The sequence below is a fragment of the Mesorhizobium sp. B2-5-7 genome, from assembly GCF_006440875.1.
GTDB classification, from domain to species: domain Bacteria; phylum Pseudomonadota; class Alphaproteobacteria; order Rhizobiales; family Rhizobiaceae; genus Mesorhizobium; species Mesorhizobium australicum.
The window spans coordinates 355,653-381,353 of record NZ_VFUO01000006.1 but is presented as its reverse complement, the minus strand read 5'-3'; the positions used below and the strand labels follow the sequence as shown (position 1 = coordinate 381,353).

Below are 25,701 nucleotides of genomic sequence, written 5' to 3'. Positions count from 1 at the left end.
ACCCGGAGGGACTTGCGGAGAATCGGAGCCGATGCGAACCTCGCCGCAACATGGCTCGCGCGCGTTCTGATTCTCCGCCTCTCTTCGAAATCGTCGAGAAACCCGATTTCTCCTTCGAGACGAAGGCGATGGCCGATGGTTTGTGGCCGGTCGCCGGGATGGACGAAGCCGGCCGCGGCCCGCTCGCGGGTCCCGTGGTCGCGGCGGCAGTGGTGCTCGACCCCGCCAATATTCCCGAGGGTCTCGACGATTCCAAGCGGCTTAGCCACCTGCAGCGCGAAGCGCTGTTCCTGCACATCATCGGCTCCGCTCTCGGCGTCTCGATGGCGTCGATCAGCGCCGAGGGCATTGATGGCACCAACATCCTCAAGGCGAGCCTCGAAGCGATGCGCCGCGCACTGGTCGGGCTGCCGGTGCAGGCTAAGCTCGCGCTCGCGGATGGGCGCGACGTGCCGCCGGGATTGCCCTGCGAGGGGCGCGCGCTGATCAAGGGCGACCAGCGCTCCCAATCGATCGCCGCAGCCTCGATCGTCGCCAAGGTCATGCGCGACCGCATGATGCGCGGCTGCGGCAACCATCACGGCCGCTACGGCTTCGAAGTCCATATGGGCTACGCCACGGTCCGGCACCGCACGGCGATCGAGGCGCATGGGCCAGTGGCTCGGCTGCATCGCACCTCGTTTGCGCCGTTCCGGCTGGGCGGGACTGAAGTGGTTGAGGAAGAGAGCTTGGCCGGGCTGGAGTAAGGCGACGGCAGTGGCAATTCCGATCTTCCCCACGAGGGCGGAGATTGGCCGCTTTGACGCGCCGCTTTCTCCCAAACAAAAAAGCCGCCAGGTTGCCCGGGCGGCTTCGTGTCAGCGACTGAAGAACGCTCAGTTCAGCTTGGCCTTCACATCCTGCAGCGCGGACCTGAACAGGTCGGCTCCGGCCTTGGCGTCAACCTTGGCGGCGAGCAATGCGCGTGCCGCCTCGACGGCTATATCGACGGCGCTGGCCCGCACTTCGGCAACCGCGTCACGCTCGGCTTGGCCGATCTTCTGCTCGGCAAGCGCGGTGCGCCTGGCAACGTAGTCCTCGGTCTTCTTGTGGGCGTCGGCAGCCAGCAGTTCGGCCTCACGCTTGGCGGCCGCTACAATGTCGGCGGCCTCCTGCTCGGCTTCCTTGCGCTTCTTCTTGTATTGGCCGAGCAGTTGCTGGGCTTCGTCGCGCAGCTTGCGGGCCTCGTCGAGCTCACTGCTGATCCTGGCGGCGCGGGCGTCGAGCGCCTTGGCGATCATGCCGGGCACCTTGATGTAGATGGCGATGGCCAGGAAGATGATCAGGGCAATCGTGGCCCAGAGCGTTGCGAGAGATGTAGCGTCCATGATGCGCTCCTCACCGGGCCACGGATTTGACCGCGGCCGCGATCTCGGCCTTGCTGGCCTTGCCGCCAACGAGTGCCTCGACGATCGCCGAAGCGGTATCCTCGGCGATGCTGCCGACTTCCTTCATGGCATTGGCCTTGATGGAAGAAATGCGTGCCTCGGCCTCGCCAAGCTTCTCATCGAGCGCGGCCTCGATCTTCTTGCGCGCGGTGTCGGCTTCCGCCTTCGCCGCATCGCTGGCCTGCTGGCCGATCGAGTTCGCGTTCTTCTTGGCTTCCGCCAGTTCCTGTTCGTAAGCGGCAACGGCGGCGTCGGCCTCGCCCTTCAACTTGGCCGCCTGGTCGAGATCCTGGCTGATGCGGTCGTTGCGGACATCGATGATGCCGCCGACGCGCGGCATCACGACCCGCTTCAGGAACAGGTAGAACAGCCCGAACGTGATCGCCAGCCACAGAAGCTGCGACGGAAACGTCTCCGGATTGAATGGCGGAAACGTGCCGTGCGCTTCGGCAGGCACGCTGGTGCCGGAATGCGTGTCTCCTCCGGTCGCAGCGTGGCTGGTGTCGGCTGATGGCGCGGACTCTTGCGCGAAGGCAGATGTCACGAACATGGACTATCCCCAGATATCAGGCCCGCCGCTTGCGCGGCCGACCTGTCCAATCTTCTCAGTACTCAGCCGAACAGGGCCAGCAGCGCAATGAGAAGCGAGAAGATGCCCAGAGCTTCGGTCACGGCGAAGCCGAAAATCAGGCGGCCGAACTGGCCGTCGGCGGCCGACGGATTGCGCAGCGCGCCCGAGAGGTAGCTGCCGAAGATGTTGCCCAGGCCAATGCCCGCGCCACCCATGCCCAGGCAAGCGATGCCGGCGCCGATGTACTTTGCTGCTTCTGCGTCCATTTGTTCAACTCCTTTGGATCTGAAAATTCCGTTGCTATTCCATCCGGCGTCGTGCCGGAAACCTGATTAGTGCGAAGGATGGAGGGCGTCGTTGAGATACATGCAGGTCAGCACCGCAAAGACATAGGCCTGCAACAGCGCCACCAGCAATTCGAGCGCCGTCAACGCCACCGCCATGGCTAGCGGCAGGATCGATCCCGCAATGCCGAGCGCACCCAGCGCACTGAGGCTGACCACAAATCCCGAAAAAACCTTCAGCGTGATGTGGCCGGCGAGCATGTTTGCGAACAGACGAACCGAGAGGCTGACCGGGCGCGACACGAAGGAAATCACCTCGATCGGAACGACAAGCACCATCATCAGGAGGGGCACGCCCTTCGGCACGAACAGCTTCAGGAAGCCAAGGCCATGCTTCATGAATCCATAGACGATCACGGTGCCAATCACCATGATGGCCAAACCGAAGGTGACGATGATGTGGCTGGTGATGGTGAAGAAATACGGGAACAGGCCGAGCAGATTGGCGACCAGCACGAACATGAACAGCGAGAACACGAAGGGGAAGAATTTCATGCCCTGCGTGCCGGCGGCATCGCGCAGCATGTTGCCGACGAATTCATAGGCCATTTCGGAGACCGACTGCAGCCGGCCGGGAACCAGGCTGCGGCTCGACGTCGTCAGGTACAGGAAGGCCGCGGCAATGACCACGGTCGCGACCATGAACAGCGCGGAATTGGTGAAGGACAGATCATAGCCGCCGATCTCGATCGGAACCAGCTTGATGATATGGAACTGGTGGATCGGATCGACCTTGTCAGCTGCCACGTTCAAACCCCGTCAATGCCGCGCACGGCTAAATTACCATTGCCGCGCCAGGGCGGCTATTTGCTGTCGTCTCGGTCAGGACGCGATTTATCGCCCTGTCCGAATTCCGCCACAACGCCAGCTGAACGCATGACATTGAGCACGCCGGCGCCAAAACCAAGCAGCAGGAAAATGATCAGACCCCACGGCGATGTCCCCGCCATACGGTCGATGATCCAGCCGATGCCGGCGCCTACCACCACCCCGGCGATAAACTCGCTGGATAGCTTGATCGCCTGACCGTATCCGGTCACTGGTTTCGCGTCGTCTTTCCCCTCGAGCCGGTTCGGCAGCCTTGTCGCAAGCGATGCTCCAAGTTCACGCCGACGTCGCTCAAGATCGTCGTCGCGGATTTCGGGGTCATGCTGCTTGCCGCGGCCGGTTTCTCCGGTTCCGTCTGGCCTGTTTTTCTCGGCCATCGCAACCCCCCTGCCCGGGCAGACCGTCACCGTCCGTCCGCTTCTAAAGTCGCCGGCAACATAGTTAGAGGGTTTGCGCCCGTCAAGCCACGGAGGGAAGTTCCGCGCTGTGTATTTTAGCTAATAAAATCAAAGGGTTATAAAGGTGCGACATCGTGCCCTTTGCGATCGGCGGGATGCGCCGCGCGAATCCCCCCGACAATGTCTCTCCGATCGACCGTGCGACCGTGCGAAAAGACGGGCGGGCGGCGGACCGTTCAGCTCCAGCCACCACCATAGGTCCGGTAGAAGATATGCAGGCCGATCTTGGTCATCTTCTGCATCGTGCGGGCCCAGCCGGGATGGACGTAATTGGCATAGTAGTGGGTCGACGATCCCACTTCCGGAATGAAGATCTTGCCAGCGGTGACGGCCATGCCGACATCCTGAGCGGTCTTGTAGGCGACCGGATTGTCGATGCGCTTCTTCCTGCCGTCGCAGGCGAAGGAGAACTGGCAGCGGTTGAACCAGCTGTCGTTCTGGTAGACGACGCCGCAGATCGAATTGGGATAGGCGGGGTTGCGGACCCGGTTGAGGATCACCTGGGCGACGGCGGCCTGACCGCGCACGGCTTCGCCGCGGGCCTCGAAATAAATGCCGTTGGCCAGGCACTTCTGCTCCGGCTTGGAGAAGACGCTGGCCGGAAGCGGATTCTGGATCCATGAATGGTCGCCCTTGGCCATCGGCGGAATGAAGCGGCCGCTGTTGGGCTCTTCATCCTGAAGCAGGGCTTCAAAGGGCGAGGCCTTGGCATAGTCCGGCGCGGATTGCGCATAGGCGGTCGCCAGCACATCGGGATGGTCGTTGTTGACCAGGGCCGCAAGCATGGCCGGCACGCCGGGATCCGGCTTCTTGTCCTCACGCGCATGGAATGCCGCGGCGATCTGGATTTCCTTGCCTTTGATCCGCGGCTTGGCGAAGGCCATTTTCAGGTCGCCGTCCATGCTCGGCCGCATCAGCGAGGAGGTCCGCTGGAAGATCGAGCCGGCATTGAAGTTCTTCGGTGGCGCCACGGGAGAGACCTGGACGATGCGGCCCTTCTTGTCGGCGCGCACGACGCGATCCTCGTCGGGCGACCCGCTGACCTTGCCGCCCTTGCCGCGAAACGAGACGGCGCCGACACCGGGAAGGCGAACACCGGAACCCGAGATCGAGCTGGTGATGTCGGAATCGACGAACGGCATCTCGGCGGCGTGGACCGAACCGGCGACGGATTTCTCGACATAGGAATTCCAGCGCGTGGTCGGCGATTCAAGGCCGGAAACGAGGCTGGTCATGTCTTGGTAGGCAGCGACGGTCGGAAAGCCGATCCAGATACCGAGACCAATGATGAACGGAGACACAAGGCTGCGTTTCTCACCGGCGGCGGCCATCAGCCGCTTCAAGACACGTCGATGCACGGAACTCTCTCCAGGAACGCAACTGACCCCACTGGAGAGCAAAATGATGCATTAACCTTGATGGGACGTTAACGAGGTCGGTCAGGTTTTCTCGGTCGGCTAGAGGTCGTGGGTTCGAAGTCGGGCGGTTTTGCGGCGGGAGGCTCAGGTCCGCCGCAGGAAGATCGGCCAGGCGACCAGGGCGCAGGCGGCTGCCGACAGCCACACGCCGGGCCATGACCAGAGGTGCAGCAGCCCTGGAATGGCCACCGGAACCAGGAAGAAGCCGACGAAGACAAAGCTGTTGGCAAGGCTGAGTGCGGTTCCGACATGGCCTGCACCGGCAAGCGTGGCAAGCTCGGTATAGGCAACGCCGTGCCAGGCGGAGACCGAGATGCCGGCAACGACAAGCACCAGGGGCAGGACAGCGATCAGGAAGGATTGGCTGGCAGGCATCGTGGCAGCGGCCAGAACCAGCAGCCAGAGCACCACGAAGGCCAGTGCGCTCAGCGCACTGCACAAGCGAAGAAATTGACGGCGGTTGCCGTGGCGGTCGGTAAAGCGGCCGCTCCAGACGCGCATGACCATGGCGCCGACCTGTACAGCGGCGAGGCTGGCGCTGATCGCCGTCGTGCCAAGCCCGGCGAAGTCGTGCAGGAACACCGACGCGAAGGTGAGGACCGCCACCTGCGGAAAGCAGAGCAGGCCGATGGCGGTCGAGATGCGCCAAACCTCGATGTTGCGCAACGGTGCCGGCCCGGCAACATCAGATGAGACGGCGTCGCCCGCCATCGGCGGTTCGTGCAGCCAACGCCAGGCGAACAGGGCGGAGAGAGCGGATGCCGCCGCCAGAAGCCCGAACACCGCGGCGAAACCGAAAGCCAAGGCAAGCGAAGGCAGGACGAGCGCGCCGAGGCCGCCGCCAAGCGGCACCGCCGTCTGCCTGATGCTCATGGCAAAACCACGCTCATTCTGCCGGAACCAGGCCATGATTGCGCGGCCGCTCGAGCCATTGACACTGCCGCCGAGCAATCCCGTGACGAGCAGGCCTGCCGCCAGCAACGTGACATCGGGAATGCTTGAGCTTGTCGGCACGACGAGCATCGCCATCGCAAGCAGCCAGGCCGACGTTGCACCGAGGCCGACCAGAAGCACGCGGCGATCCCCCCAGCGGTCGGTGAGCAGGCCCCATGGCAGCTCGCTGAGCGCAACCCCCAGGCCAAGAAGACCGAGCGCCAGGCCAAGCTCGGCATTGCTCAAGTGATAGCCTTGGCGAAGCACGACCGCCGTTGCCGGTATGCCGGAGAAAGTAGCCGAGAACCCGGCATTCGCGGCCACCCCGATGCCCAGGACCTTCCAGCGGTGGTTGGGGCCGAAGGTCCGGCCGGCCGCGGTCGTGGCGGTGCCTCGCCCGGATAGCTGGCAATCGTTGCGAATGACGGTGGCAGACATGATTCCATTCCCGTGACGCCGGCCGAGCGGCCTTGACGGGAGGCATATAGCGCCATAGCTTCATCCATAAAATCAGGAAGATTTTGATCGATAATCCTGAAAATAAGGACGATCTTATGCGCCACGTCACATTCGATCTCGACGTGCTGAGGACTTTCGTCACCGGCATGGAACTGGGAAGTTTTGCCAGGGCAGCTGAGCGGCTTGGCCGCTCGACCTCCGCCGTCAGCGCGCAGCTGAAGAAACTGGAAGAGCAGGCCGATACGCCGATCTTCCGCAAGGCGGGGCGCGGCCTGTCACTGACCGAAGCCGGCGAGACGATGCTCGGCTATGCGCGGCGCCTGATCGAGCTCAATGACGAGGCAGCCCTGGCGATCCGCGACGTCGAACTGGAGGGCTGGGTGCGGCTCGGCCTGCAGGAGGATTTCGGCGAGGCCGTGTTGCCGGAAGTGCTCGGTCGCTTCGCTCGCGCCCACCCCAAGGTCCGGATCGAAGCACGGATTGGACGCAGCCACGAATTGGCCGAGCGTGTCCTCTCCGGCACCCTCGACATTGCGCTCGCCTGGCATGATGGCACGACGCTGCCGTATAGCCGGCATGTCGCCGACGTGCAGGCGCGCTGGATCGGCCCGGCGAAACCGATGGAGGCAGGTCCCCACGATGGCGAGGCGCTGCAGCTGGTCGTGTTCGAGGCGCCTTGCCTGCTGCGCACCGTGGCGACCGAGACGCTGGATCGTGCCGGGCGGCCCTGGCGGATGGCGTTCTCCAGCCCCAGCCTTGGCGGCATATGGGCGGCGGTGGCGGCTGGCCTCGGGCTGACGATCCGCACCGATATCGGCCTGCCCGCGAATGTCCGGGCGCTCGCGCCCGGAATGCTAGGACTGCCGCCGCTGCCGAAAATGGCGCTGCATTTGCATCAGAAGGATGCCGAGCTCGATCCGGTCGCGGCGCGGCTGGCCGGCATCCTGCTGCAATCGGCGTTCGAAGCGTTGCCCGAGGGTGCCGAGATCAAAGAAAACCTGCTGAAAGTCGCTTAGCCGCAGCTCTCGGCGGAGGCGGTTGCCACCCTATCGTCAACGCTTCTTCGCACGGCCGGCGAACGGATTGTCCGAAGTGCGCAGCGCGATGCGGATCGGTACGCCCGGCATGTCGAAGGCTTCGCGCAGGCTGTTGGAGAGATAACGGACATAGCTTTGCGGCATCGCGTCCGGCCGCGAACACTGGACCACGAAGCCCGGCGGCCGGGTCTTGGCCTGGGTGACGTATTTGACCTTCAGCCGGCGCCCGGCGACCGCAGGCGGCGGGTGATGCGTCAGGATGGCTTCAAGCCAGCGGTTGAGCTTGCCGGTCGAAACACGGCTGTTCCAGACCTTGTGCGTCTTCAACACCGCATCCATCAGCTTGTCCAGGCCGCGTCCGGTCTCGGCCGAGACCGGCACGGCCTGGATGCCGCGCGCCTGCGGCAACAGCCGCTCGGTCTTCTCGCGCAGTTCGGCCAACAGTTCCTGCGGGTTGTCGATCAAGTCCCATTTGTTGAAGGCAATCACCGGTGCCCGGCCCTCGCGGATGATCAGATCGGCGATCTGCAGGTCCTGCTTTTCGAAGGGAATGGTGGCGTCGAGTACGATGATGACGATCTCGGCGAAACGGATGGCGCGCAGGCCATCCTGCACCGACATCACTTCCAGCTTTTCGTGGATCCTGGCCTTGCGGCGCATGCCGGCGGTGTCGAACAGTTTGATGCGGCGGCCGCGCCAGTCCCAGTCGACCGAAATGGAATCGCGGGTGATGCCGGCTTCCGGTCCGGTCAGCAGCCGCTCCTCGCCGATCAGCGCGTTGATCAGCGTCGATTTGCCGGCGTTCGGCCGGCCGACGACGGCGATGCGCATCGGCTTGGTGTCGTCATAGGATGGCTCGGCGTCCGGATCGGCGATGTCCTCGCCGATCAGCACCTCGCTGGCGGCGGCGTCTTCGTCGTCTGTATCCTCGTCTTCACCGAAGGCGCGCGCCTCGCCGAGCGCTTCGATCACGGCGTCGCGCAGGTCGGGCATGCCCTGGCCGTGCTCGGCAGAAACCGGGATCGGTTCGCCAAGGCCAAGTTCCCAGGCCTCCAGCATGCCGCCCTGGGCGCCCTTCGCCTCGGCCTTGTTGGCGACCAGCACGACCGGCTTTCCGGATTTTCGCACGATCTCGGCAAAGGTCCTGTCATCCGGCAGCAGGCCGGACTTGGCGTCGATGGTGAAAAAGATCAGATCCGCCTCGCGGATGGCGATTTCGGTCTGCGCGCGCATGCGGCCCGGCAAGGTCGAAGCGCCGGCGTCCTCGAAGCCCGCGGTATCGATGACATCGAAATGCAGATCGTAAAGCTTGGCGGCGTGGACGCGGCGGTCGCGGGTGACGCCCGGCGTGTCGTCGACAAGCGCCAGCTTTCTTCCCACCAGCCGATTGAAAAGCGTCGACTTGCCGACGTTAGGTCTGCCGATGATGGCGACTTTGAATGTCATCCGACCCTACATCTTCCACGCATGTCGTGGTGCCAAACCGCTGCGCGCCTTGGGCAAGGGGTCACGATGCACTGCCCGACCCGCGGATCAGCTCGGACATCAAGGTCGCCCGCTCGCGCGTGTTGCGCGGGGCGCCATCATCGGCGGCGATCTGATCGAACAGCTTCAGCGCATCCTGGGTCTTGCCTTCCTTCCAGGCGGCAAGGCCAAGCGCCTCGCGCGCGCTGTGGCGCAGCGTGTTGGTGTCCGACGTCAGCGCCTCGACGCGGCTCGACACGTCGGCGAAGGAGCCATGATCGACGAGCAGGAACGCCGCCCTCAGCCGCGCCATGTCGCGCAGGCCCTGGGGAATGGCGGTGTCGGCGGCGACATCGTCGAAGTCCTTGACGGCGGCAGCGACGTCGCCCTTGTTGGCCTTGACCGTCGCGGCACGCATGCGAGCGAGCAGCGGATAGGCGCCGTAGCCATCCTTTTCCAGCTGATCGAGCGCGGCCAGCGCGTCATCGTTCTTACCGTCATTGGCGAGCTTCAGCGCCTGCGAGAAGGCATCGCCGGAGCGATTGGCGCGCGTCTCGTCCCAATAGCGATAGCCGACGAAGGCCGCGGTGCCGAGCACCACAAGCACCGCAATGACAAGCAAGGCCGGGCCAAAACGGTCCCACAGCTTCTGCGCCTGCTCGCGACGCATCTCATCATTGACTTCGCGAATAAAACTGTCGTCGGACATCAATCAAACCATTCCTGCCCCGGGCCGGGGCGGTTCATGAGCCCGCGTTTTAGCGAAATTTTGTCGGCATGGAAGGGGTTCGGCCGGAAAATCGGCTATTCCCGGGGCAAACAACTGTTTGTCCCCGGGGCAAGCCCACGAAATCCCAATCGCGCAGGCGCCACATTTGCGCGATAGCCGGCTTGCCGACACCCGGAGCCCGTGAATTTGCCAATGCCTTGTTTGTCCCGCGTTGTTTTGTTCTCGCTTGCCTCACTCGCCACCGCCGGCGCGGCCCTGGCCGATCCGCCCGCGCCACCAGCACCGGCAAGGCCGAAGCAGATCGTGATCATCTCCTTCGACAGCGCGCGCGACATCTCGCAGTGGAAGCGCAGCCGGGCGCTGGCCCAGCGCACCGGCGCGCATTTCACCTATTTCCTGTCCTGCGTCTTCCTGCTGTCGCCCGAGACACGCGGCCAATACACCGCGCCTGGCAAGACGGCGGGCAAATCCAACATCGGCTTCGCCGCCTCCAGGCAGGACGTGGCCGAGCGGCTGGAACAGATCGGCCTCGCCGCCCAGGAGGGTCACGACATTGCCAGCCATGCCTGCGGCCATTTCGACGGCAAGGACTGGAGCAAGGCCGACTGGCTGAAAGAGTTCGCCTCTTTCGAGCACATTTTCGAGAACGCCTATGCCATCAACGGCATTGCGCCCGAGCCCGAGGGCTGGCGGGAATTCGCGCGGCATGCGGTGGCGGGTTTCCGGGCGCCGTATCTGTCGACTGGCAAAGCGCTTTACGAGGCACTCCCGGCAGCCGGTTATCGGTTCGACGCAAGCGGCGTTTCAATGGGTCCTGCCCTGCCGCCGACCGTTGGCGGCGTCACCCGCTTTTCCCTGCCGCAGATTCCCGAAGGGCCGAAATCACGGCCGGTGATCGCCATGGACTACAATCTGTACGTCCGCCATTCCGGCGGCTTCGAGCGGCCGAGCAACGCCGGGGAGTTCGCGGACCGGAGCTATCAGGCGTTTCGCGCCGCCTTCGACGCGCAATATCGGGGCAAGCGCGTTCCGCTGGAACTCGGCTTCCACTTCACGCTGATGAATGACGGCGCCTACTGGAATGCGCTGGAGCGTTTTGCCGGCGAAGTCTGCGTCAAATCAGATGTCGAGTGCATCAGCTTTCGAGATTACATCTCGCGGCAGGATGCTGGTGGGACACAGACATCGGTGGGCGGCTGAGCCGCCCGGGTCGTTTACTCCTCACAAGTCACGCCGGATCGGGTTCCTGTGCCTGACGCTCTACAAAGCGACGGTCTATGTCGGGAAGCGGCTCGCCGTGAATCGTCGCCTCGAATGCACGCAGGCGCTTGTAGATGGAGATCAGTTCGACAATGGTCGGCCATGAATTGACCAGATACTGAAATGAAGATCGGACCTGATCAAATGAATTTAGAATCTGGTTCAGAGCGCCAAGCTTGATTTTCCCCGCGACCATTGTAGGAACAAGTACAATATATGGGAAAATATTATCGATCTGCAGGTAGAATATTCTAGCAACATTAAAATATAGATAGTGAAAATATTTACGAAAATAGTTCTTTCTTACGTTCCGGAAAAGCTCAGCTACAGTTGGTGGTTGCGCGCGACCCACATCGTCCTCACCATAGACCAGTTCTTTGCGATAAGCCGCCTCGACGCGCTGAGTGCGGAACTCGAGCCCTGGCAGCTTGACGCCAACCAACGCCAAGAAAGTGGTTCCGAAGATCGACCAGAGGATTGCCACAACGACGAGGGAGTAAGGCACCGTGCCGACAAACGGCAGTTCCGTGACGTTCTGAGAAAGATGCAACAGCACAGGAAGGAATGCTATCAGCGTCATGACAGACCCGACCAAGCTTACGCCCAGGTCTTCCATCGTGGTTGAAAAGCGCATCGTGTCTTCTTGAACACGTTGGGACGCACCCTCGATCTTTCTCAATCTTTCCCAGTTGGTCATGTAATATTCGTTCATCGCGGTACGCCAACGAAATATCCAGTGACTTACAAAAAATCGATTGAGGGCCCCTACGGTAACCGCCAGAAGCGCAATCCACATAATTGTCAGCAGCTGGCTATAAAAGTCCCACGGCGTCGTGGAAAACGGTGTGCCCAAAGCCTTCTGAATGAGATCGTAGAAAGGACCATACCAGTCGTTGAACGCAACGTTTACCTGTACCTGATAGTAAATAACAAAAAGGATCAGTGACGTGCCAAGGATCGACCAATTTCGCCATGGATGAGGTCGATACCAAGTCCAAAAGGCGTAGAAAATGAGGACGACAGCGGCGAAATATATATAAAACCAGAGAAATGGCTTAGACCAAAAGAGTGACACACCAATTATCTTGTCTACGCCCTCGGCTGCAGGAGGCAACCCAAAAACGGCGCCAAGTTGTTCTCCACCAAAAAACCAGAACAAAATCGCCGCTAGGACCCAGACAACTACCGAAGAGAAGAACAGCTTCGGCTGAGGGAAGAAGGATACGAACACTGTGGCGAATTCCTCGATCGATGCGCAAATCAGCAGGTTTGAGCCGGCATAAGGTCACACATTAGGAGGAAAGAAAATGCCTGCCCGATGCCGGTGCAGAGCAAGACCACAAATCATGGCGATTTTGGCGCAGCCGACCATGTGACGGCGCCGGAGACGACCAGGACGGCCGCGGCGACGATCGAGGCGAGGAAGAAATCGCCCGATGCCTGCGCCAAAAGCCCGGCCGCGATCGGGCCGATGATCTGGCCAAGCCCGAAGGAGGCGGTCATCAGGGCAAAGATGCGCCGGGGCGACGCTGGGGCCTGCTGCCGGGCGGCCTGCAGGCCAAGTGCCGTGATGGCAATGAACGTGCCGCCGAGCAGCACGCCGCCAAGCAGCGGCCCCATGCGCCCGCCGGTGGCGACGCTCGCGGTAACGCCGACAACTTCGACGAAACATCCCAAGGCATAGGCGGCATAAAGCCCGATCCGCGCCGCTATCTTCTGCCAAAGCCAGACCGAAGGGAAACCGGCAAGACCGGCAACCATCCACACCATGGCCTCGAAGACGCGGCTGCCGCCGCCTTGGCGCACGATGGCCACGAGGAAGGTCGCCGTCACCACATAGCCGAAACCGAACAGCCCATAGGCGACGATCACCTTCATCAGCGACCGATCCTTCGGCAACGCCGGTTCACGGCGGACCTCGCCATTGGTGAGCGGCCCCTGGTTCACCAGCAGCACCACGGCGACGAAGCCGCAAGCCGAAATCGCCCCCGACCACAGCCAGCCCTGCGCCCAGCCGGCATGCTCGGTGACCAGCACCGCCATCATCGCCGCCGATATCGCTATGCCGAGGCCAACGCCACCGAAATGCCAGGCCTGCAGGTCGCCGCGCCCGGCGGCCGCGATATGGCTGAAAACGATGCTGGCCATGAACACCATGACGAAAGCGCTCGCCAGACCGGCCAGAAAACGAATGGCGACGAAGGCGGCCATGGCGTCGATCAGCCCCATCGAGGCGGCCAGCACGGCGCTGGCACCGAGGGCGCCCAGCATCAGCAAACGCTCGCGTCCATGTGCCCAGCTGCCCGCCGCCGCCAACGCGCCAACGAGATAGCCTAGATAATTCGCCGAGGCGATCCAGCCGGCATTGGCCGGCGACAGATGCAGTTCCTCCATCATGCCAGGCAGGATCGGCGTGTAGACGAAGCGGCCGATGCCCATGGCGACGGCCATGGCGATCATGCCGGCGAAGGCGTAACGCAGCGCTGTCGATTGGGGCGAAGTCATTGCAGTGCACAATAGATGTGCGAGCGGGTGAAACAATCCGCCTCGTGTTGGGCCAGTGCCCTGATCGCGATCGCGCGCTCAGCAGCGCTCGCCGAAACCGGCGCTCGGTGAAACGGTCTCATAGGCGGTCCGGCGCGCCGTCAACCGGAACGGCACATCACCGAGCTCGCGCTCCGACATCACATCCAGCGCGGGGTGGGCAAGCGGATCGGTCAGCCAGCTCAGCGTATCGAAGTCGCAGCGCGTGTCCTCCGGCGAAGTGGCCGCGACCAGGGCCTTCAGCAACATGCTCAGCATTTCCGGCTCCATGGGGCCTGTTTCCACCCACAAGGTCTGCCGTTTCGATATCGCTTTCAATTGAGATTTCGGCCGGATCGGTTTAGAAAATCTCAAATGGCCATGCTCAACCGCGTTCACCTCAACGGCCTTCGCGCCGTGGAAACCGTCGCCCGTCTCGGCTCGCTCGCCGCCGCCGCCGGCGAACTCAATGTTTCCGTCAGCGCCGTCAGCCAGCAGATCAGCCGCACCGAAAAACAGCTCGGCCAGGCACTGTTCGAGCGCACGACAAGCGGCCTCGTCCTGACCGAATTCGGCGCCGTCTTCGCGGCCCGCCTTGGCGCTGGATTTCGCGAGCTTGCCCAGGCCGTGGCACTGGCCGACGAAGCCAGCCAGTGCACATTGGTCGTTTCGGCGGCACCGGCCTTTGCCTCCAAATGGCTGCTGCCACGACTGTCGCGGCACTTCGACCGGCATCCTAACGTGCTGCTGCGTATCGACGCTTCAGTGCGGCTGGCCAATCTCGATCACTCGGACGTCGACGTTGCCATCCGGCTTGGCGACGGCAAATGGCCGGGTGGAAAGGCGGAGCTGCTCTTGGCGCAGGAAGTCTTCCCGGTCTGCGCGCCCGGCATTGCCCGAAAACTGACCTCGATCGGCGACCTCGCCCAGACCTGCGCCATCACCGACGAGCGGGCGATGATCAACTGGGAAAGCTGGTTCGCCGCCGCCGGCGTTCAACCTGTCACCTTCCAGAAAGGCGCCCGCTTCACCGACCCCATGCTATGCCTGGAATCGGCGATCGCCGGCCATGGCGTGATGCTCGGCTGGCAATTGCTGACGGCCGATGCGCTGGCCGACGGGCGCCTGGTGGCGCCGTTCGGAATTCGCGCCCAGAGCGGCCTCGGCTACTGGCTGGTGACCTCCGCCACCAAGGCCGAGAGCCGCAAGGTCCGGGACTTCATGATCTGGATCAAGGAAGAGATCGCGGCGACGATGGCGCGGTTCGGATCGTCGGTCGCGGAGCCCAGCGGCACGATCACGGTGGAAAGCACCGCGGCACCGGTCTATGTTCAATCAAACATCCCAAGACGACAGGCAGGATCATGACCACACATTCGCGCGGCGTTTCCGCAACGATCGACCCGGTGAAGCTCGACAGGCTGGCGGAAGTCGCCATCAAGGTGGGGCTGCAATTGCAGCCCGGACAGGACCTGGTGCTGACATCGTCGATCGCGGCCCTGCCGCTGACCAGGCGCATCGTCGAACACGCCTACAAGGCCGGTGCCGGGCTGGTGACGCCGATCTTCAACGATGACGAGATGACGCTGGCGCGCTACCGCTTCGGCGCCGATGCTGGCTTCGACCATGCCGCCGGCTGGCTCTACGAAGGCATGGCGAAGGCCTTCTCCAACAACGCAGCCCGGCTTGCCGTGCGCGGCGAGGATCCGTCGCTCCTGTCGGCGCAGGATCCGGCGAAGGTGGCGCGCGCCAACAAGGCCAATTCGATGGCCTACCAGCCGGCGCTGGAGAAGATCACCGGCTTCGACATCAACTGGAACATCGTCGCCTATCCGGATCTGGCCTGGGCCAGGCAGGTTTTCCCCGGCGATGCCGACGACGTGGCGGTCGCGAAGCTCGCCGACGCCATCTTCGCCGCCTCGCGGGTGGATGTGGAAGACCCGATCGGCAACTGGACGGCGCACAATGCGGCGCTGCGCGGCCGCACCGAATGGCTCAACGGCCATGATTTCCATGCCCTGCATTTCGCTGGACCGGGCACCGACCTGACGGTCGGGCTGGCGGATGGCCATGAGTGGATGGGCGGCGCCTCGACCGCCAAGAACGGCATCACCTGCAATCCCAACATCCCGACCGAGGAAGTTTTCACAACTCCGCATGCGCGGCGCGTCGAGGGCCATGTCTCCTCGACCAAGCCGCTGTCCTACCAAGGCACGCTGATCGACGACATCTCGGTGCGCTTCGAGGGCGGCAGGATCGTCGAGGCCAAGGCGTCGAAAGGTGAGGACGTGCTGAAGAAGGTGCTCGACACCGACGAGGGCGCGCGTCGTCTGGGCGAAGTGGCGCTGGTGCCGCATTCCTCGCCGATCTCGGCCAGCGGCCTGTTGTTCTTCAACACACTGTTCGACGAAAACGCCGCCTGCCACATCGCGCTCGGCCAATGCTATTCGAAATGCTTCGTCGACGGCGCCTCGCTCAGCCCTGACGAAATCGCGGCGCGCGGCGGCAACAAGAGCTTCATCCATATCGACTGGATGATCGGGTCGGACAAGATCGACATTGACGGCGTCGCCAAGGATGGCAGCCGCGTGCCGGTGATGCGCAAGGGCGAGTGGGCCTGAGGGGTTCGGCGTAGGGAGGTCGAATGGCTTTCGACCTGATGGTCAAGCGGATTTACGAACCGCCCGCTGCCGATGACGGGCAGCGGGTGTTGGTTGACCGCATCTGGCCGCGCGGCGTCAGCAGGGAGCATGCCGCGCTGGCGCTGTGGCTGAAGGAGATCGCACCGAGCGACGACCTGCGGAAGTGGTTCGGGCACGAGCCGGCACGTTGGGCGGAATTTCGGAAGCGGTACGGGGCTGAGCTCGACGGGAATGGTGAGGCGGTTGCGCAGCTGCGCGGCTTGCTTGGCGAGGGCAAGGTAACGCTGCTCTACGGCGCGCATGATGAGGCGCACAATAATGCGGTGGCACTGGCGGAGTATTTGAGCGCGGGTTGAGGCGCTCGGACCTTCGCGAGCAGGCGGGACAGCGCCCTTCTGTCCTGCCGGACATCTCCCCACGAGGGTGGAGATCGGACGGCGCGACGCTTCCGCCTACTTCCCCACCGTCTGCTCATAAACCTCCGGCTTGAAGCCAACCACCACCCGATCGCCGATCTCCAGCACCGGCCGCCTGATCATCGTCGGCTTGGCCAGCATCAACGCTTTCGCCTTCTTCTCGTCGAGGCCTTGCTTGTCCGCCTCCGGCAATTCGCGAAACGTCGTGCTGCCCTTGTTGAGCAGCTTTTCCCAACCGACCTTGCCGACCCAGCCATTCAGCTTGCCCGCCTCGATCCCCTCGGCCCGATAGTCGTGGAAACGATAGGGAAGGTCATGGCTCTCCAGCCAGACGCGCGCCTTCTTGATCGTGTCGCAATTGGTGATGCCGTACATGGTGATCGTCAAAGTGCTCTTCCCTTGGGCTGACAGTCGAACCGTTTCGCAGCCTAAAACCGCCCTTCCCGCTTGGCCAGCAGCTTGGCCAGCAGCTTGGCCAGCATTGCCGTAAATTTGCGCTTGCCAACACTAAGGAAATTACCTAAGTGTTTTCGACCGCTTTGACAACCCGGGGACCGATCGATGACCAGCCTCCAGAGTAGAAATCCAAGCCTCCCGCCGATCGACGGCATTTTTCGCGCGCTTGCCGACCCGACGCGACGGCGCGTGGTCGAGCGACTGAACAGGAGCCCTGCTTCGGTTAGCGAACTGGCCCAGCCTTTCGAGATGGCCCTGCCATCCTTCATCGACCATCTCAAGATTCTCGAAGGCTGCGGGCTGGTTCGTTCGCAAAAGACCGGACGGGTCAGGACTTACGAGCTTGCGCCTGAACCGTTGAAGCTCGCCGAAAGCTGGCTGGCCGAACAGCGTACAGTTTGGGAACGCCGCCTCGACCAGTTCGATGCCTATGTCATGACCCTCAAGGAGACAGAAAAATGAGCTATCCGTTCAAGCCGGATCCCAGACTGGACCTGACGCTGGAGCGCGTAATCGATGCGCCGCGCGAATTGCTTTGGCGAGCCTGGACGACACCTGAGCATGTCAGGCAGTGGTTCACGCCGAAGCCGTGGCTGATCACCGACTGCGAGATCGACCTCAGGCCGGGCGGCCTGTTTCGGACACGCATGCAGTCGCCCGACGGCAAGGAGGTCAGTGACCGCCACTGCTGCTATCTGGAAATCGTGCCCAACGAGCGGCTGGTGTGGACGGATGCGCTGCTGCCCGGCTATCGACCCTCGGGCGAGCCTTTCATCACCGCGGTCATTTCGCTCCATCAGGATGGCCAGGGTACGCGCTATACCGCCACAGCCATTCACCGTGACCAAGCCACCCGCGACAACCATGAAGAGATGGGTTTCTTCGACGGCTGGGGCACGGTGGCCGATCAACTTGCGCAGTATGTGAAGACGATTTGAACGCTCCCAGCGGCCAGAGGATCGCTCTGGCCGCCGTGCACATTTTCAACCTTGCCGCAAAGAGAGCAAAGCTGGGAAGACCCGATTTCCGGCCTCAGTAGTAAAAGCGCTCTTCGGTGATCTTGCCGTTCTTGACCGTGTACAGGCCAACCTCATCCATGGTGACACGCTCGCCGGTGGCCTTGGGCGTTATGTCAAAGGTGAAGCGCACCGCGAATTGATCGCCGTTGACATAAGGGCCCTCGACCGAGCCGCCATGCACTTCGTGGTTCTCTTGCCACCACTGGCTTTTCTGCCTGAGGGCCTCCTTGCCGTGACTGACGGCCATCGGTCCCTCCATCGCTTCGTAGCTGGCGATATCGTCGGCATTGTATTTTTCGGCAGCACCTTCGTTGTTGCCCTGCTTGAGAAGTTCGGTGAACTCCTTGGCGATTTCCGTGACGGTCATTTTTGTTCCTCCTGTTCAGACGCATTGCAAGTAGGGAACCGCTTGCGGACCTGCCATCGCGGACAGGTCGATAGCTGACATGACCCTGTCAGGATGGGGTGTCGCGCGAACCAGCGCGTCCTTCGTTACATCGCAATCAGCGGCCAACGTTCCAGAAAGTCATATTGCGTCAGCCCGCGCAGGCTGTGCACGAGAATGAACTCCCGCGCCACGAAGCTGATCGGCTCGATCGGCAGTTGTGGGATAAGTTTCTGGTCATAGGCAAGGGTCATATGAGGGACGAACCCGGCTGACGCCTTCAGGCCTTCACGCAGCATTTCGGCGCCGAGATTCCCGCTCAGTTCACAAACCGGTCCGTCATCGGCCACAAGCACGAAGGGATGCTTGGCCGGTCGGCCTGTTGTCGCCGGGCGGCCAGGAAAGCTCCTGGCGTGGCGAAAGGTGATCTCAAAAGCAGGCATCTTGACGCGCTGCCCCGATCGGGTGGCCGCAAAGATGATCTTCGACCGCAGCCACTTGTAGTCCCCGACATGCTGCTGGCTGACATGAAAACGCTCCGGTATCAGCGGTGAGCCGGCTATGCCACATTTGTCGCATAGCCGGCTTTGACAATCAGCAAACCGAAAATAATCCCCTGCCTGCAGAAACACGCCGAAGAAGACACGATCGGGCTTTTTGGGCCGCCTTGGCGGTTCTGGAATTCCGAAATCTAGTTCGCCTTGGTACATTACCTATACGCTCGCCAAGGAACGCCTCCGTTCTGTTCTGGCGCCCAGAACAAAACACGAACAATTCTCTGAGTCAAGTTCGAGTAACCGGACCCTAAGCCCGGTGATGTCCTTGACATCCGGACATCGTGGATGACCCAGTCGGCATATTCGCGGCCACCGCTCGACTGCTTGGATGGGATAGACCTTTGAATGGAATCCGGCGAAAGTGCCGCGCCGACCGGGCCAGCATTTTCGATTCAACGAGGAACCCAACTCATGACCAACCCGACACATCTGCCCGCTGAAGGCTTGTTTGTCGGCCGCGCCAGGAGCGGCGATGCCTCGCACCCCCTGGTCGTCACGGTGCGCGACGGCACCGTCTTCGACATCACATCCAGCGCGGCGCCCACCGTGCGTGACGTCTGCGAATTGGCCGACCCGGCCGGCCATGTGCGCTCGGCCACGGGCAAGCCGATCGGTTCACTCGACGATATCGCGTCCAACAGTTTCGAAGCCACGCGCGACCGGGCAAAACCCTTTCTGCTGTCGCCGGTCGACCTGCAGGCGATCAAGGCTTCCGGCGTCACCTTCGTCGTCAGCCTGCTCGAACGGGTGATCGAGGAACAGGCGCGTGGCTCGGCTGATAAGGCCGACGCCATCCGCGCCGACATTGCGGGTCTGATCGGCCATGATCTTTCGAAGCTCAAGCCCGGTTCGCCAGAGGCGATGGAGATCAAGGCCAAGCTGATTTCGCGCGGCGCCTGGTCGCAATATCTGGAAGTGGGCATCGGCCCCGATGCCGAGATCTTCACCAAGTGCCAGCCGATGGCCTCGGTCGGCTTCGGCGCCGATGTCGGCCTGCATCCGGTTTCGACCTGGAACAATCCGGAGCCGGAGATCGCCATGATCGCCGCCTCGAGCGGCAGGATCGTCGGCGCCACCATCGGCAACGACGTCAATCTGCGCGACGTCGAGGGCCGTTCGGCGCTGCTGCTCGGCAAGGCCAAGGACAACAACGCCTCGGCCTCGCTTGGCCCCTTCATCCGGCTGTTCGACGACACGTTCTCCATCGCCGACGTGAAGCAGGCCGTCGTGCGCCTGAAGGTCGAGGGCGAGGACGGGTTTTCGCTGGAGGGGGCAAGCTCGATGGCCGAGATCAGCCGCTCGCCGGAGGAGCTGGTTGCCGCGGCCATGGGCCCGCATCACCAGTATCCGGACGGGCTGGCGCTCTATCTCGGCACCATGTTCGTGCCGTCGAAGGATCGCGGCGAAAAGGGCAAGGGGTTCACGCACAAGGTCGGCGACATCGTCACCATCTCGTCGGAAAAATTCGGCGCGCTGGTCAACCGCGTGCGGCTGTCGCCCGATTGCCCGCACTGGACCTACGGCGCCAGCCATTTGATGCGCGACCTGGCCAAGGCCGGCCTGCTCTAAGCGGCTCTTTGGGGGCTTTCGCCCTCAGAGACCGCCCAGACGTGATCGGGATAGTCCGCCCGGCTGAGCTCTCGGCGACAATCATCCGACTGCCCGGGAAAAATCATCCCGACTGATGCGATCTGATGGGGTCGCTGATGGCGCCGCGTCAGGCGCCAACTACATCTGCAGATGGAGGCTTGCCATTCGTCGAAAAAGGGAATGCTCTTATGCATCCGAGCGGCGCTGGCAAAAAGACGCAATCCGGCTGAAGCCGGAACAAGGGACGGATCATCTTCAACCGGGAGGAAATCAAATGCTGACGAGACTAAGACTTGTGCTCTACGGCCTGCTGATCGCGCTGACGGTCATTCCGGCAGCCGCGCAGGCCAAGACGTTCTACTGGATTTCACATGGCGGCCCGGCCGACCCGGTCTGGACCTACTTCCTCGCCGGCGCCAAGCAATGGGCCAAGGACACCGGCAACACCGTCAACACGTCGTTCCACAATGGCGACGTCGCCTCGCAGCAGGAGGCGGTCCGCGCCGCCCTCTCGGCCAAGGCCGACGGCATCGTCACCACCAGCCCCGATCCGGGCAGCCTGGTCGAGATCGTCAAGGAAGCGCGCGCGGCCAACGTCCCGATCATCAACTTCAACACGCCCGATCCCAAGGCCAATTTCAACGCCTATGTCGGCGGTGACAACGTCACTTTCGGCAAGCACTGGGCGCAGTATCTGGTCGACAAGGGCCTGGTGAAGAAGGGCGACTTCGTCTGGATGCCGGTCGAGATCCCCGGCGCCACCTACGGCGTGCAGGAAGAAGAAGGCATCAAGAGCGTCTTCGGCCCGCTCGGCATCACCTATGAAGTGACCGAAGCGACGCTCGACCAGGCCGAGGTGATCAACCGCATGGTCGACTACCTCACCGCCCACAAGGGCAAGGTTAACGCCATCATCGGCCTGGGCGACCTCGTAACCGGTTCGATCAAGCGCGTGTTCGACCAGGTCGGCGTCAAGCCGGGCGAAATCCCGGTCGTCGGCTGGGGCAACTCGCTCGACACCACCCAGGAAGTGCTGAACGGCTATGTCAATGCCGGCCAGTGGCAGGATCCGCAGGCGACCAGCTATGTGGCGCTGTCGCTCGCCAACATGGCGGCCAGCGGCATTCCTCCGGGCTTCAACGTCATCACCGGCGCGCTCTATGAGAAGGACACCGCGGCGGTCTACGACAAGATCCTGTCCGGCAAATAATCCGCGATCCCCTGGCGCCGCGCGTTTTCGCACGGCGCCAGATATCTTCCTGTGCCGTGGCATGCCACCCGATGCGGTGGAGCTCGCGGCCCGTCCCAACCATGTCGCGGGTTCCCAGTGGAAAATCATTCGCTCATCCAACGCCTGATCGCGCGGCCGGAATTCGGACCTTTCATTCTGCTCATCGTGGAGATCGCCGTTTTCTGGGGTTTCAACCACGACTTCCTGTCGCCGCAGAACATCTCCAACACGCTGGCCTTCACGGTCGAGCTCGGCCTGATCGCGCTGGCGATGACGCTGTTGATGACTTCGGGCGAATTCGACCTCTCCGTCGGGTCCCTGTTCGGCTTCTCGCCCGTGCTGATGTGGACGCTGTTCAATGCCGGCGTCACCTCGCTGGAAATGGGCTTCCTTGTCGCGCTGGTGGTTGCCGCCTTGATCGGCCTGGTCAATGGCTGGTTCGTCACGCAGCTCAAGATCCCGTCCTTCCTGGTGACGCTCGGCATGCTGCTGGTGGTGCGCGGCAGCGCGCTTTTCATCACCGACGGGTTTCCGCAGCGCACCTGGAGTGCCGAAGGCAGCTGGCTGGCGGAGGCTCTGGTCGGCGACTTCTTCATCGGGCCGTTCCGCATCTACATGTCGCTGTTCTGGTTCATCGCCGCGGCGATCGCGCTCGGCTATGTCCTGACGCAAAGCCGGACCGGCAACTGGATCCAGGCGGCGGGCGGCAATCCCAACGCGGCGCGTGCCCGCGGCGTCAATGTCAATCGCGTCAAGGTCGGCCTGTTCGTCCTGTCGTCGGTCATGGCCTCGCTTGCCGGCGTCATCTCCTCGCTGCGCACATCCGCCGCCAACCCCAACAGCGGCACCGGCTACGAGCTCGAGGTGATCGCCATGGTGGTGATCGGCGGCACCGCACTCACCGGCGGGCGCGGCACCATCATCGGCACCGTGCTCGGCATCCTGATCCTGCGCGTGATGCGCAACGGCATCGTGCTGATCGGCGTGCCCGGCCTTGCCTACAACATCTTCATCGGCGCGATCATCCTTGGCATGATGGCGCTGCATTCATGGCTGGAACGCCGGCACCAGGCGGGGACTTGAACCATGGCCGAGCCATTGATCCGCATGCACAACATCCGCAAGTCCTATGGCCGCGTGCAGGCGCTGGTGGACGCCAATTTCCATGTCAACGAGCGTGAGATCGTCGGCCTTCTGGGCGACAATGGCGCCGGCAAATCGACGCTGATCAAGGTTCTCTCCGGCGCGGTGCCGCTGACCAGCGGCGATATCTTCATCCGCGGCAAGAAGGTCACCTTGCGCGATACCAGCGACGCCATCGCCCACGGCATCGAGACCATCTACCAGGACTCCGCCCTGGTCACGCAATTGTCGATCGCGCGCAACCTGTTCCTGGGTCGAGAACCGATCAAGCCGCCGCGCTTCCTCAACCGCATGGACCAGGACGCCATGAACACGGTCGCCCGCGATCTGCTCAAACAGGTCGGAATCTCCAAGAACATCCCGCCGACGACACCGATCGGCTCGCTCTCCGGCGGCGAGCGGCAGGCGGTCGCGATCGCGCGCGCCATGCATTTCGACAGCGACCTGATCATCCTCGACGAGCCGACCAACAATCTCGGCGTGGCCGAGACCCAAGGCGTGCTCAGCTTCGTGCGCAACGCCCGCGATTCCGGCCACTCCTGCATCTTCATCGCGCACAACATCCACCATGTCTTCCAGGTGGTCGACCGCATCGTCGTCATGCGCAGGGGCAAGGTGGTCGCCGACGACATCGATCCGAAGACGACAACCGTGACGGAAGTCGAGCGCATCATCACCGGCATGTCGGACAAGGACATCCGCGACGCCCTCGCCGACGGCAAGCCGGCGCACTGAGGACGTACGAAGCGACGTGTAGGGTTGCGGCATGAAGGCTACCGTCTCCGACATCGCCAGGAACTGCGGGCTGTCGACCGCGACGGTCGACAGGGTGCTCAACAACCGGCCCGGAGCGAGTGCCGCCAACCGGCAACGCGTCATGGAGGCCGCCAAGCAGCTCGGCTATCTGCCGGTCGCCGACCAGGTGACGCTTCCCTCGAGGCCCGCAAACCTGGAATTCTTCCTGCCGATCGGCTCGAACGACTTCATGCACGACCTGGCAAAGCACGTCGAGGACTACGCCTCGCGCCTGCCGCTGGTGGCGTCCTGCCGGATTCACAATCTCGCCGGTATCTCGCCCAATGCCTTGCAGACCGCGGTCGAAAAGCTGTCGCTGCGCGCCAACGGCGTCGGTGTCATCGCGGTCGATCATCCCAGGACGCGCAACATCCTGCGCGACATGGTCGAGGCCGGTATCCGGCTGGTGACGCTGGTGTCCGATATTCCGGCCGCTCCCCGCTCGGCCTATGTCGGCATCGACAACCGCGTGGCGGGACGGACGGCGGCACTTTTGATGGGACGCTTTCTCGGCGGCCGCGAGGGGCAGCTGGCGATGGTCGTCGGTTCGCGTTCCTATCGCGGCCATGAAGAGCGCGAGATGGGCTTCCGCTCCGTGCTTGGCGAGGAGTTTCCCAACCTCACCGTCAGCAGCGCCGTCGAGATCAATGACGAGCCCGACGCCAGCTATGCCGCAACCATGAAAGCGTTGCGCAACGAGCCGGAACTGCTCGGCATCTATTGTGTCGGCGCCGGGCGCTCCGGCATTGCCAAGGCGATCCGGGAAACCAGGCCCAACCGCAAGCCGGTCTTCATCTGCCACGACCTGACCAGGGAGACACGCGGCTACCTCGTCGACGACCTCGCCGACGTCGTCATCGACCAGAACGCCAGGTTGATCGCGGAGCAGTCGGTGATCCAACTGCTCGGCTCGATCGCATCATCGGCGCCCTATCTCACCCGCAAATTCATCGAGCCGCGACTGATCTTCCGGGAAAACGTACCCGTGCAGTGAGATCCCGCATCTCCTGGGGAACCTGACCGCCCCTGCAAATCTGCACAGCAGCTATGCACAATTCATTGTTGCCGAATCATTGGGCAACTCGTACGTTCTGGTTGTCGGCCATCTACTCCTCCCAGATGCGATGCCGACGCTGAATGGGGTGCACCTCCTCCCGCGCCACATTCGAAATCGAGCCCGCTGCCACCTCCTCCCGGCAGCGGGCTTTTTTCGTTCAGTCAACGGGAAATAGCGTGCTGCCTATAGGGCAGCAGACATCGTTTCGGTCACGCGACCGCAAAATCACCAGCAGCCACGGCAATACTTAACCGGCGGCAGTGCCCCGGAAGGAAACGATCAGTCCTTCAGCCATCCGCACGAACTGCGTGCTCGGGCCCTCGGCACCGACGGTCTGCACGCTGACCCGCGCACCTTCAAACAGCAGCGACAGCGTATCGGCGAGAAGCTCGGCCTGGCCGATGCCGGCATCCCGGCAGAGCCCGACCAGGCGTTCGCGCTGGGCTTCCTTGAGTTCCTTGATGACGCGCCTTGCCGGATGATCGGGTTCGGTCAGCTCGGCGGCGGCGTTGGCCATGTCGCAGCCACGGCCGTCGGTGTTGAGCATGGCGGCGGCCTTGCGAACCCAGGCATGAAGTTGAGCGAGTTTGTCACCCGGATGCTCGGCCTCGAACGTTTCCCACATCGCGCCAGCTTTCAGTGCGTTGGCGCGCAGGCATTCGACGATCAGTTCGTCCTTGGATTCGAAGTGACGATAGAGCGTCATCTTGTTCGTGCCGGCAGCCTCGGTGATGGCGTCGACGCCGACGCCCTTGATGCCGTGCTTGTGGAACATGTCACGCGCCGTCTCCAGAATTCGATCCCGGGGACGAGAGCGCTCCACGACGCCGTCTGTCATCATGATCTCCTTTCGTTTCCAAAAAACCCTCGGCCACCTCTTGACTAGGGTGTTACCGGTCTGTAACTTCCTGAATGTTACTTACTGGTAACACCTATATCGTCCGTCGTCAATAACAAG

Annotated in this window: 29 protein-coding genes; 13 read left to right on the top strand and 16 right to left on the bottom strand. The window is 62.8% G+C overall.

All coding sequences use genetic code 11. The features are described 5' to 3' along the window. The first annotated feature begins 50 nt into the window (after window positions 1-50). Complete coding sequence (locus tag FJ543_RS25755; RefSeq protein ID WP_015318853.1) at window positions 51-746, top strand: ribonuclease HII; 696 nt, start codon at window positions 51-53, stop codon at window positions 744-746. Window positions 747-875: 129 nt separating this feature from the next. Here the strand turns inward: FJ543_RS25755 and FJ543_RS25750 are convergent, their stop codons facing one another. From FJ543_RS25750 to FJ543_RS25720, 7 genes are all read right to left on the bottom strand, one after another. Further along, the gene (locus FJ543_RS25750; protein WP_015318854.1) at window positions 876-1,367 is read right to left on the bottom strand and encodes a F0F1 ATP synthase subunit B; all 492 of its coding nucleotides are present in this window, start codon (window positions 1,365-1,367) and stop codon (window positions 876-878) included. Window positions 1,368-1,377: 10 nt separating this feature from the next. Then, window positions 1,378-1,977, bottom strand: a complete 600-nt coding sequence (locus FJ543_RS25745) for a F0F1 ATP synthase subunit B (RefSeq protein WP_140617329.1) — start codon at window positions 1,975-1,977, stop codon at window positions 1,378-1,380. 62 nt (window positions 1,978-2,039) lie between these two features. Next, window positions 2,040-2,264 carry a F0F1 ATP synthase subunit C gene (locus FJ543_RS25740; protein ID WP_013896722.1) on the bottom strand — a complete coding sequence of 75 codons (225 nt, stop codon included), beginning with the start codon at window positions 2,262-2,264 and terminating at the stop codon, window positions 2,040-2,042. Window positions 2,265-2,330: 66 nt separating this feature from the next. After that, window positions 2,331-3,089, bottom strand: coding sequence for a F0F1 ATP synthase subunit A (locus tag FJ543_RS25735; RefSeq protein WP_140617330.1), 759 nt, complete (start codon window positions 3,087-3,089; stop codon window positions 2,331-2,333). Between the two features lie 56 nt (window positions 3,090-3,145). Next, complete coding sequence (locus FJ543_RS25730; RefSeq protein WP_140617331.1) at window positions 3,146-3,547, bottom strand: AtpZ/AtpI family protein; 402 nt, start codon at window positions 3,545-3,547, stop codon at window positions 3,146-3,148. Between the two features lie 257 nt (window positions 3,548-3,804). Next, complete coding sequence (locus tag FJ543_RS25725; RefSeq protein WP_140878098.1) at window positions 3,805-4,986, bottom strand: cell wall hydrolase; 1,182 nt, start codon at window positions 4,984-4,986, stop codon at window positions 3,805-3,807. A 144-nt stretch (window positions 4,987-5,130) separates the two neighbouring features. Beyond that, window positions 5,131-6,417, bottom strand: a complete 1,287-nt coding sequence (locus tag FJ543_RS25720) for an MFS transporter (RefSeq protein ID WP_140878096.1) — start codon at window positions 6,415-6,417, stop codon at window positions 5,131-5,133. Window positions 6,418-6,533: 116 nt separating this feature from the next. On the opposite strand from FJ543_RS25720, the gene FJ543_RS25715 reads away from it, so the two are divergent. Then, entirely contained in the window at window positions 6,534-7,454 is a 921-nt protein-coding gene (locus FJ543_RS25715; RefSeq protein WP_140878094.1) for a LysR substrate-binding domain-containing protein, read from the top strand. A 36-nt stretch (window positions 7,455-7,490) separates the two neighbouring features. Here FJ543_RS25715 and der read toward each other — a convergent pair whose 3' ends face one another. Further along, window positions 7,491-8,921 (bottom strand): ribosome biogenesis GTPase Der, encoded by a 1,431-nt coding sequence (der, locus tag FJ543_RS25710; protein WP_140878092.1) that lies wholly within the window; start codon window positions 8,919-8,921, stop codon window positions 7,491-7,493. A gap of 61 nt (window positions 8,922-8,982) precedes the next feature. Beyond that, on the bottom strand, window positions 8,983-9,648 hold the full coding sequence (locus FJ543_RS25705; RefSeq protein WP_140878090.1) for a tetratricopeptide repeat protein: 666 nt from the start codon (window positions 9,646-9,648) through the stop codon (window positions 8,983-8,985). Between the two features lie 213 nt (window positions 9,649-9,861). On the opposite strand from FJ543_RS25705, the gene FJ543_RS25700 reads away from it, so the two are divergent. Then, complete coding sequence (locus FJ543_RS25700) at window positions 9,862-10,869, top strand: polysaccharide deacetylase (protein ID WP_140878088.1); 1,008 nt, start codon at window positions 9,862-9,864, stop codon at window positions 10,867-10,869. A gap of 28 nt (window positions 10,870-10,897) precedes the next feature. Here FJ543_RS25700 and sbmA read toward each other — a convergent pair whose 3' ends face one another. The 3 genes from sbmA to FJ543_RS25685 all read right to left on the bottom strand — a co-directional run bounded on the left by sbmA (window position 10,898) and on the right by FJ543_RS25685 (window position 13,743). Further along, window positions 10,898-12,160 carry a peptide antibiotic transporter SbmA gene (gene sbmA / locus FJ543_RS25695; RefSeq protein WP_140878086.1) on the bottom strand — a complete coding sequence of 421 codons (1,263 nt, stop codon included), beginning with the start codon at window positions 12,158-12,160 and terminating at the stop codon, window positions 10,898-10,900. 113 nt (window positions 12,161-12,273) lie between these two features. Then, window positions 12,274-13,434: a YbfB/YjiJ family MFS transporter gene (locus tag FJ543_RS25690; protein WP_140878084.1), complete on the bottom strand. Its 1,161-nt coding sequence runs from the start codon at window positions 13,432-13,434 to the stop codon at window positions 12,274-12,276. A 78-nt stretch (window positions 13,435-13,512) separates the two neighbouring features. After that, window positions 13,513-13,743, bottom strand: a complete 231-nt coding sequence (locus FJ543_RS25685) for a hypothetical protein (RefSeq protein WP_246678882.1) — start codon at window positions 13,741-13,743, stop codon at window positions 13,513-13,515. Between the two features lie 84 nt (window positions 13,744-13,827). Here FJ543_RS25685 and FJ543_RS25680 point away from each other — a divergent pair, with 84 nt between their 5' ends. Genes FJ543_RS25680 through FJ543_RS25670 form a run of 3 tightly spaced genes read left to right on the top strand, consistent with a single transcriptional unit; the run spans window position 13,828 to window position 16,450 of the window. Continuing rightward, complete coding sequence (locus FJ543_RS25680; RefSeq protein WP_140878082.1) at window positions 13,828-14,820, top strand: LysR substrate-binding domain-containing protein; 993 nt, start codon at window positions 13,828-13,830, stop codon at window positions 14,818-14,820. After that, the gene (locus tag FJ543_RS25675; RefSeq protein WP_015318867.1) at window positions 14,817-16,073 is read left to right on the top strand and encodes an aminopeptidase; all 1,257 of its coding nucleotides are present in this window, start codon (window positions 14,817-14,819) and stop codon (window positions 16,071-16,073) included. Before FJ543_RS25680 ends, FJ543_RS25675 begins: the two co-directional genes overlap by 4 nt. Window positions 16,074-16,096: 23 nt before the next feature. Beyond that, window positions 16,097-16,450 carry a DUF488 domain-containing protein gene (locus FJ543_RS25670; protein ID WP_015318868.1) on the top strand — a complete coding sequence of 118 codons (354 nt, stop codon included), beginning with the start codon at window positions 16,097-16,099 and terminating at the stop codon, window positions 16,448-16,450. 96 nt (window positions 16,451-16,546) lie between these two features. Here the strand turns inward: FJ543_RS25670 and FJ543_RS25665 are convergent, their stop codons facing one another. After that, complete coding sequence (locus FJ543_RS25665) at window positions 16,547-16,897, bottom strand: ArsC family reductase (RefSeq protein ID WP_140878080.1); 351 nt, start codon at window positions 16,895-16,897, stop codon at window positions 16,547-16,549. 174 nt (window positions 16,898-17,071) lie between these two features. Between FJ543_RS25665 and FJ543_RS25660 the strand changes: the two genes are divergently transcribed. Together FJ543_RS25660 and FJ543_RS25655 are read left to right on the top strand one after the other, a co-directional pair. Beyond that, on the top strand, window positions 17,072-17,428 hold the full coding sequence (locus FJ543_RS25660; RefSeq protein ID WP_140661448.1) for a metalloregulator ArsR/SmtB family transcription factor: 357 nt from the start codon (window positions 17,072-17,074) through the stop codon (window positions 17,426-17,428). Then, on the top strand, window positions 17,425-17,904 hold the full coding sequence (locus tag FJ543_RS25655) for an SRPBCC family protein (protein ID WP_140661449.1): 480 nt from the start codon (window positions 17,425-17,427) through the stop codon (window positions 17,902-17,904). Before FJ543_RS25660 ends, FJ543_RS25655 begins: the two co-directional genes overlap by 4 nt. Before the next feature lie 94 nt (window positions 17,905-17,998). Here the strand turns inward: FJ543_RS25655 and FJ543_RS25650 are convergent, their stop codons facing one another. Next, window positions 17,999-18,352, bottom strand: a complete 354-nt coding sequence (locus FJ543_RS25650) for a SnoaL-like domain-containing protein (RefSeq protein WP_015318872.1) — start codon at window positions 18,350-18,352, stop codon at window positions 17,999-18,001. Window positions 18,353-18,477: 125 nt separating this feature from the next. Continuing rightward, the gene (locus tag FJ543_RS32000; protein ID WP_246678881.1) at window positions 18,478-18,726 is read right to left on the bottom strand and encodes a hypothetical protein; all 249 of its coding nucleotides are present in this window, start codon (window positions 18,724-18,726) and stop codon (window positions 18,478-18,480) included. A 612-nt stretch (window positions 18,727-19,338) separates the two neighbouring features. Between FJ543_RS32000 and FJ543_RS25640 the strand changes: the two genes are divergently transcribed. The 5 genes from FJ543_RS25640 (at window position 19,339) to FJ543_RS25620 (ending at window position 24,680) form a co-directional block, all read left to right on the top strand. Beyond that, window positions 19,339-20,496, top strand: coding sequence for a fumarylacetoacetate hydrolase family protein (locus FJ543_RS25640; protein WP_140788066.1), 1,158 nt, complete (start codon window positions 19,339-19,341; stop codon window positions 20,494-20,496). 295 nt (window positions 20,497-20,791) lie between these two features. Beyond that, window positions 20,792-21,727 (top strand): substrate-binding domain-containing protein, encoded by a 936-nt coding sequence (locus FJ543_RS25635; RefSeq protein WP_015318875.1) that lies wholly within the window; start codon window positions 20,792-20,794, stop codon window positions 21,725-21,727. A gap of 117 nt (window positions 21,728-21,844) precedes the next feature. Beyond that, window positions 21,845-22,831, top strand: a complete 987-nt coding sequence (locus tag FJ543_RS25630; protein WP_015318876.1) for an ABC transporter permease — start codon at window positions 21,845-21,847, stop codon at window positions 22,829-22,831. A 3-nt stretch (window positions 22,832-22,834) separates the two neighbouring features. Further along, on the top strand, window positions 22,835-23,626 hold the full coding sequence (locus FJ543_RS25625) for an ATP-binding cassette domain-containing protein (RefSeq protein ID WP_015318877.1): 792 nt from the start codon (window positions 22,835-22,837) through the stop codon (window positions 23,624-23,626). Window positions 23,627-23,657: 31 nt separating this feature from the next. Beyond that, window positions 23,658-24,680, top strand: a complete 1,023-nt coding sequence (locus FJ543_RS25620; protein ID WP_140878076.1) for a LacI family DNA-binding transcriptional regulator — start codon at window positions 23,658-23,660, stop codon at window positions 24,678-24,680. A 310-nt stretch (window positions 24,681-24,990) separates the two neighbouring features. Here FJ543_RS25620 and FJ543_RS25610 read toward each other — a convergent pair whose 3' ends face one another. Further along, window positions 24,991-25,581: a TetR/AcrR family transcriptional regulator gene (locus FJ543_RS25610; protein WP_015318879.1), complete on the bottom strand. Its 591-nt coding sequence runs from the start codon at window positions 25,579-25,581 to the stop codon at window positions 24,991-24,993. Window positions 25,582-25,701: the final 120 nt, after the last annotated feature.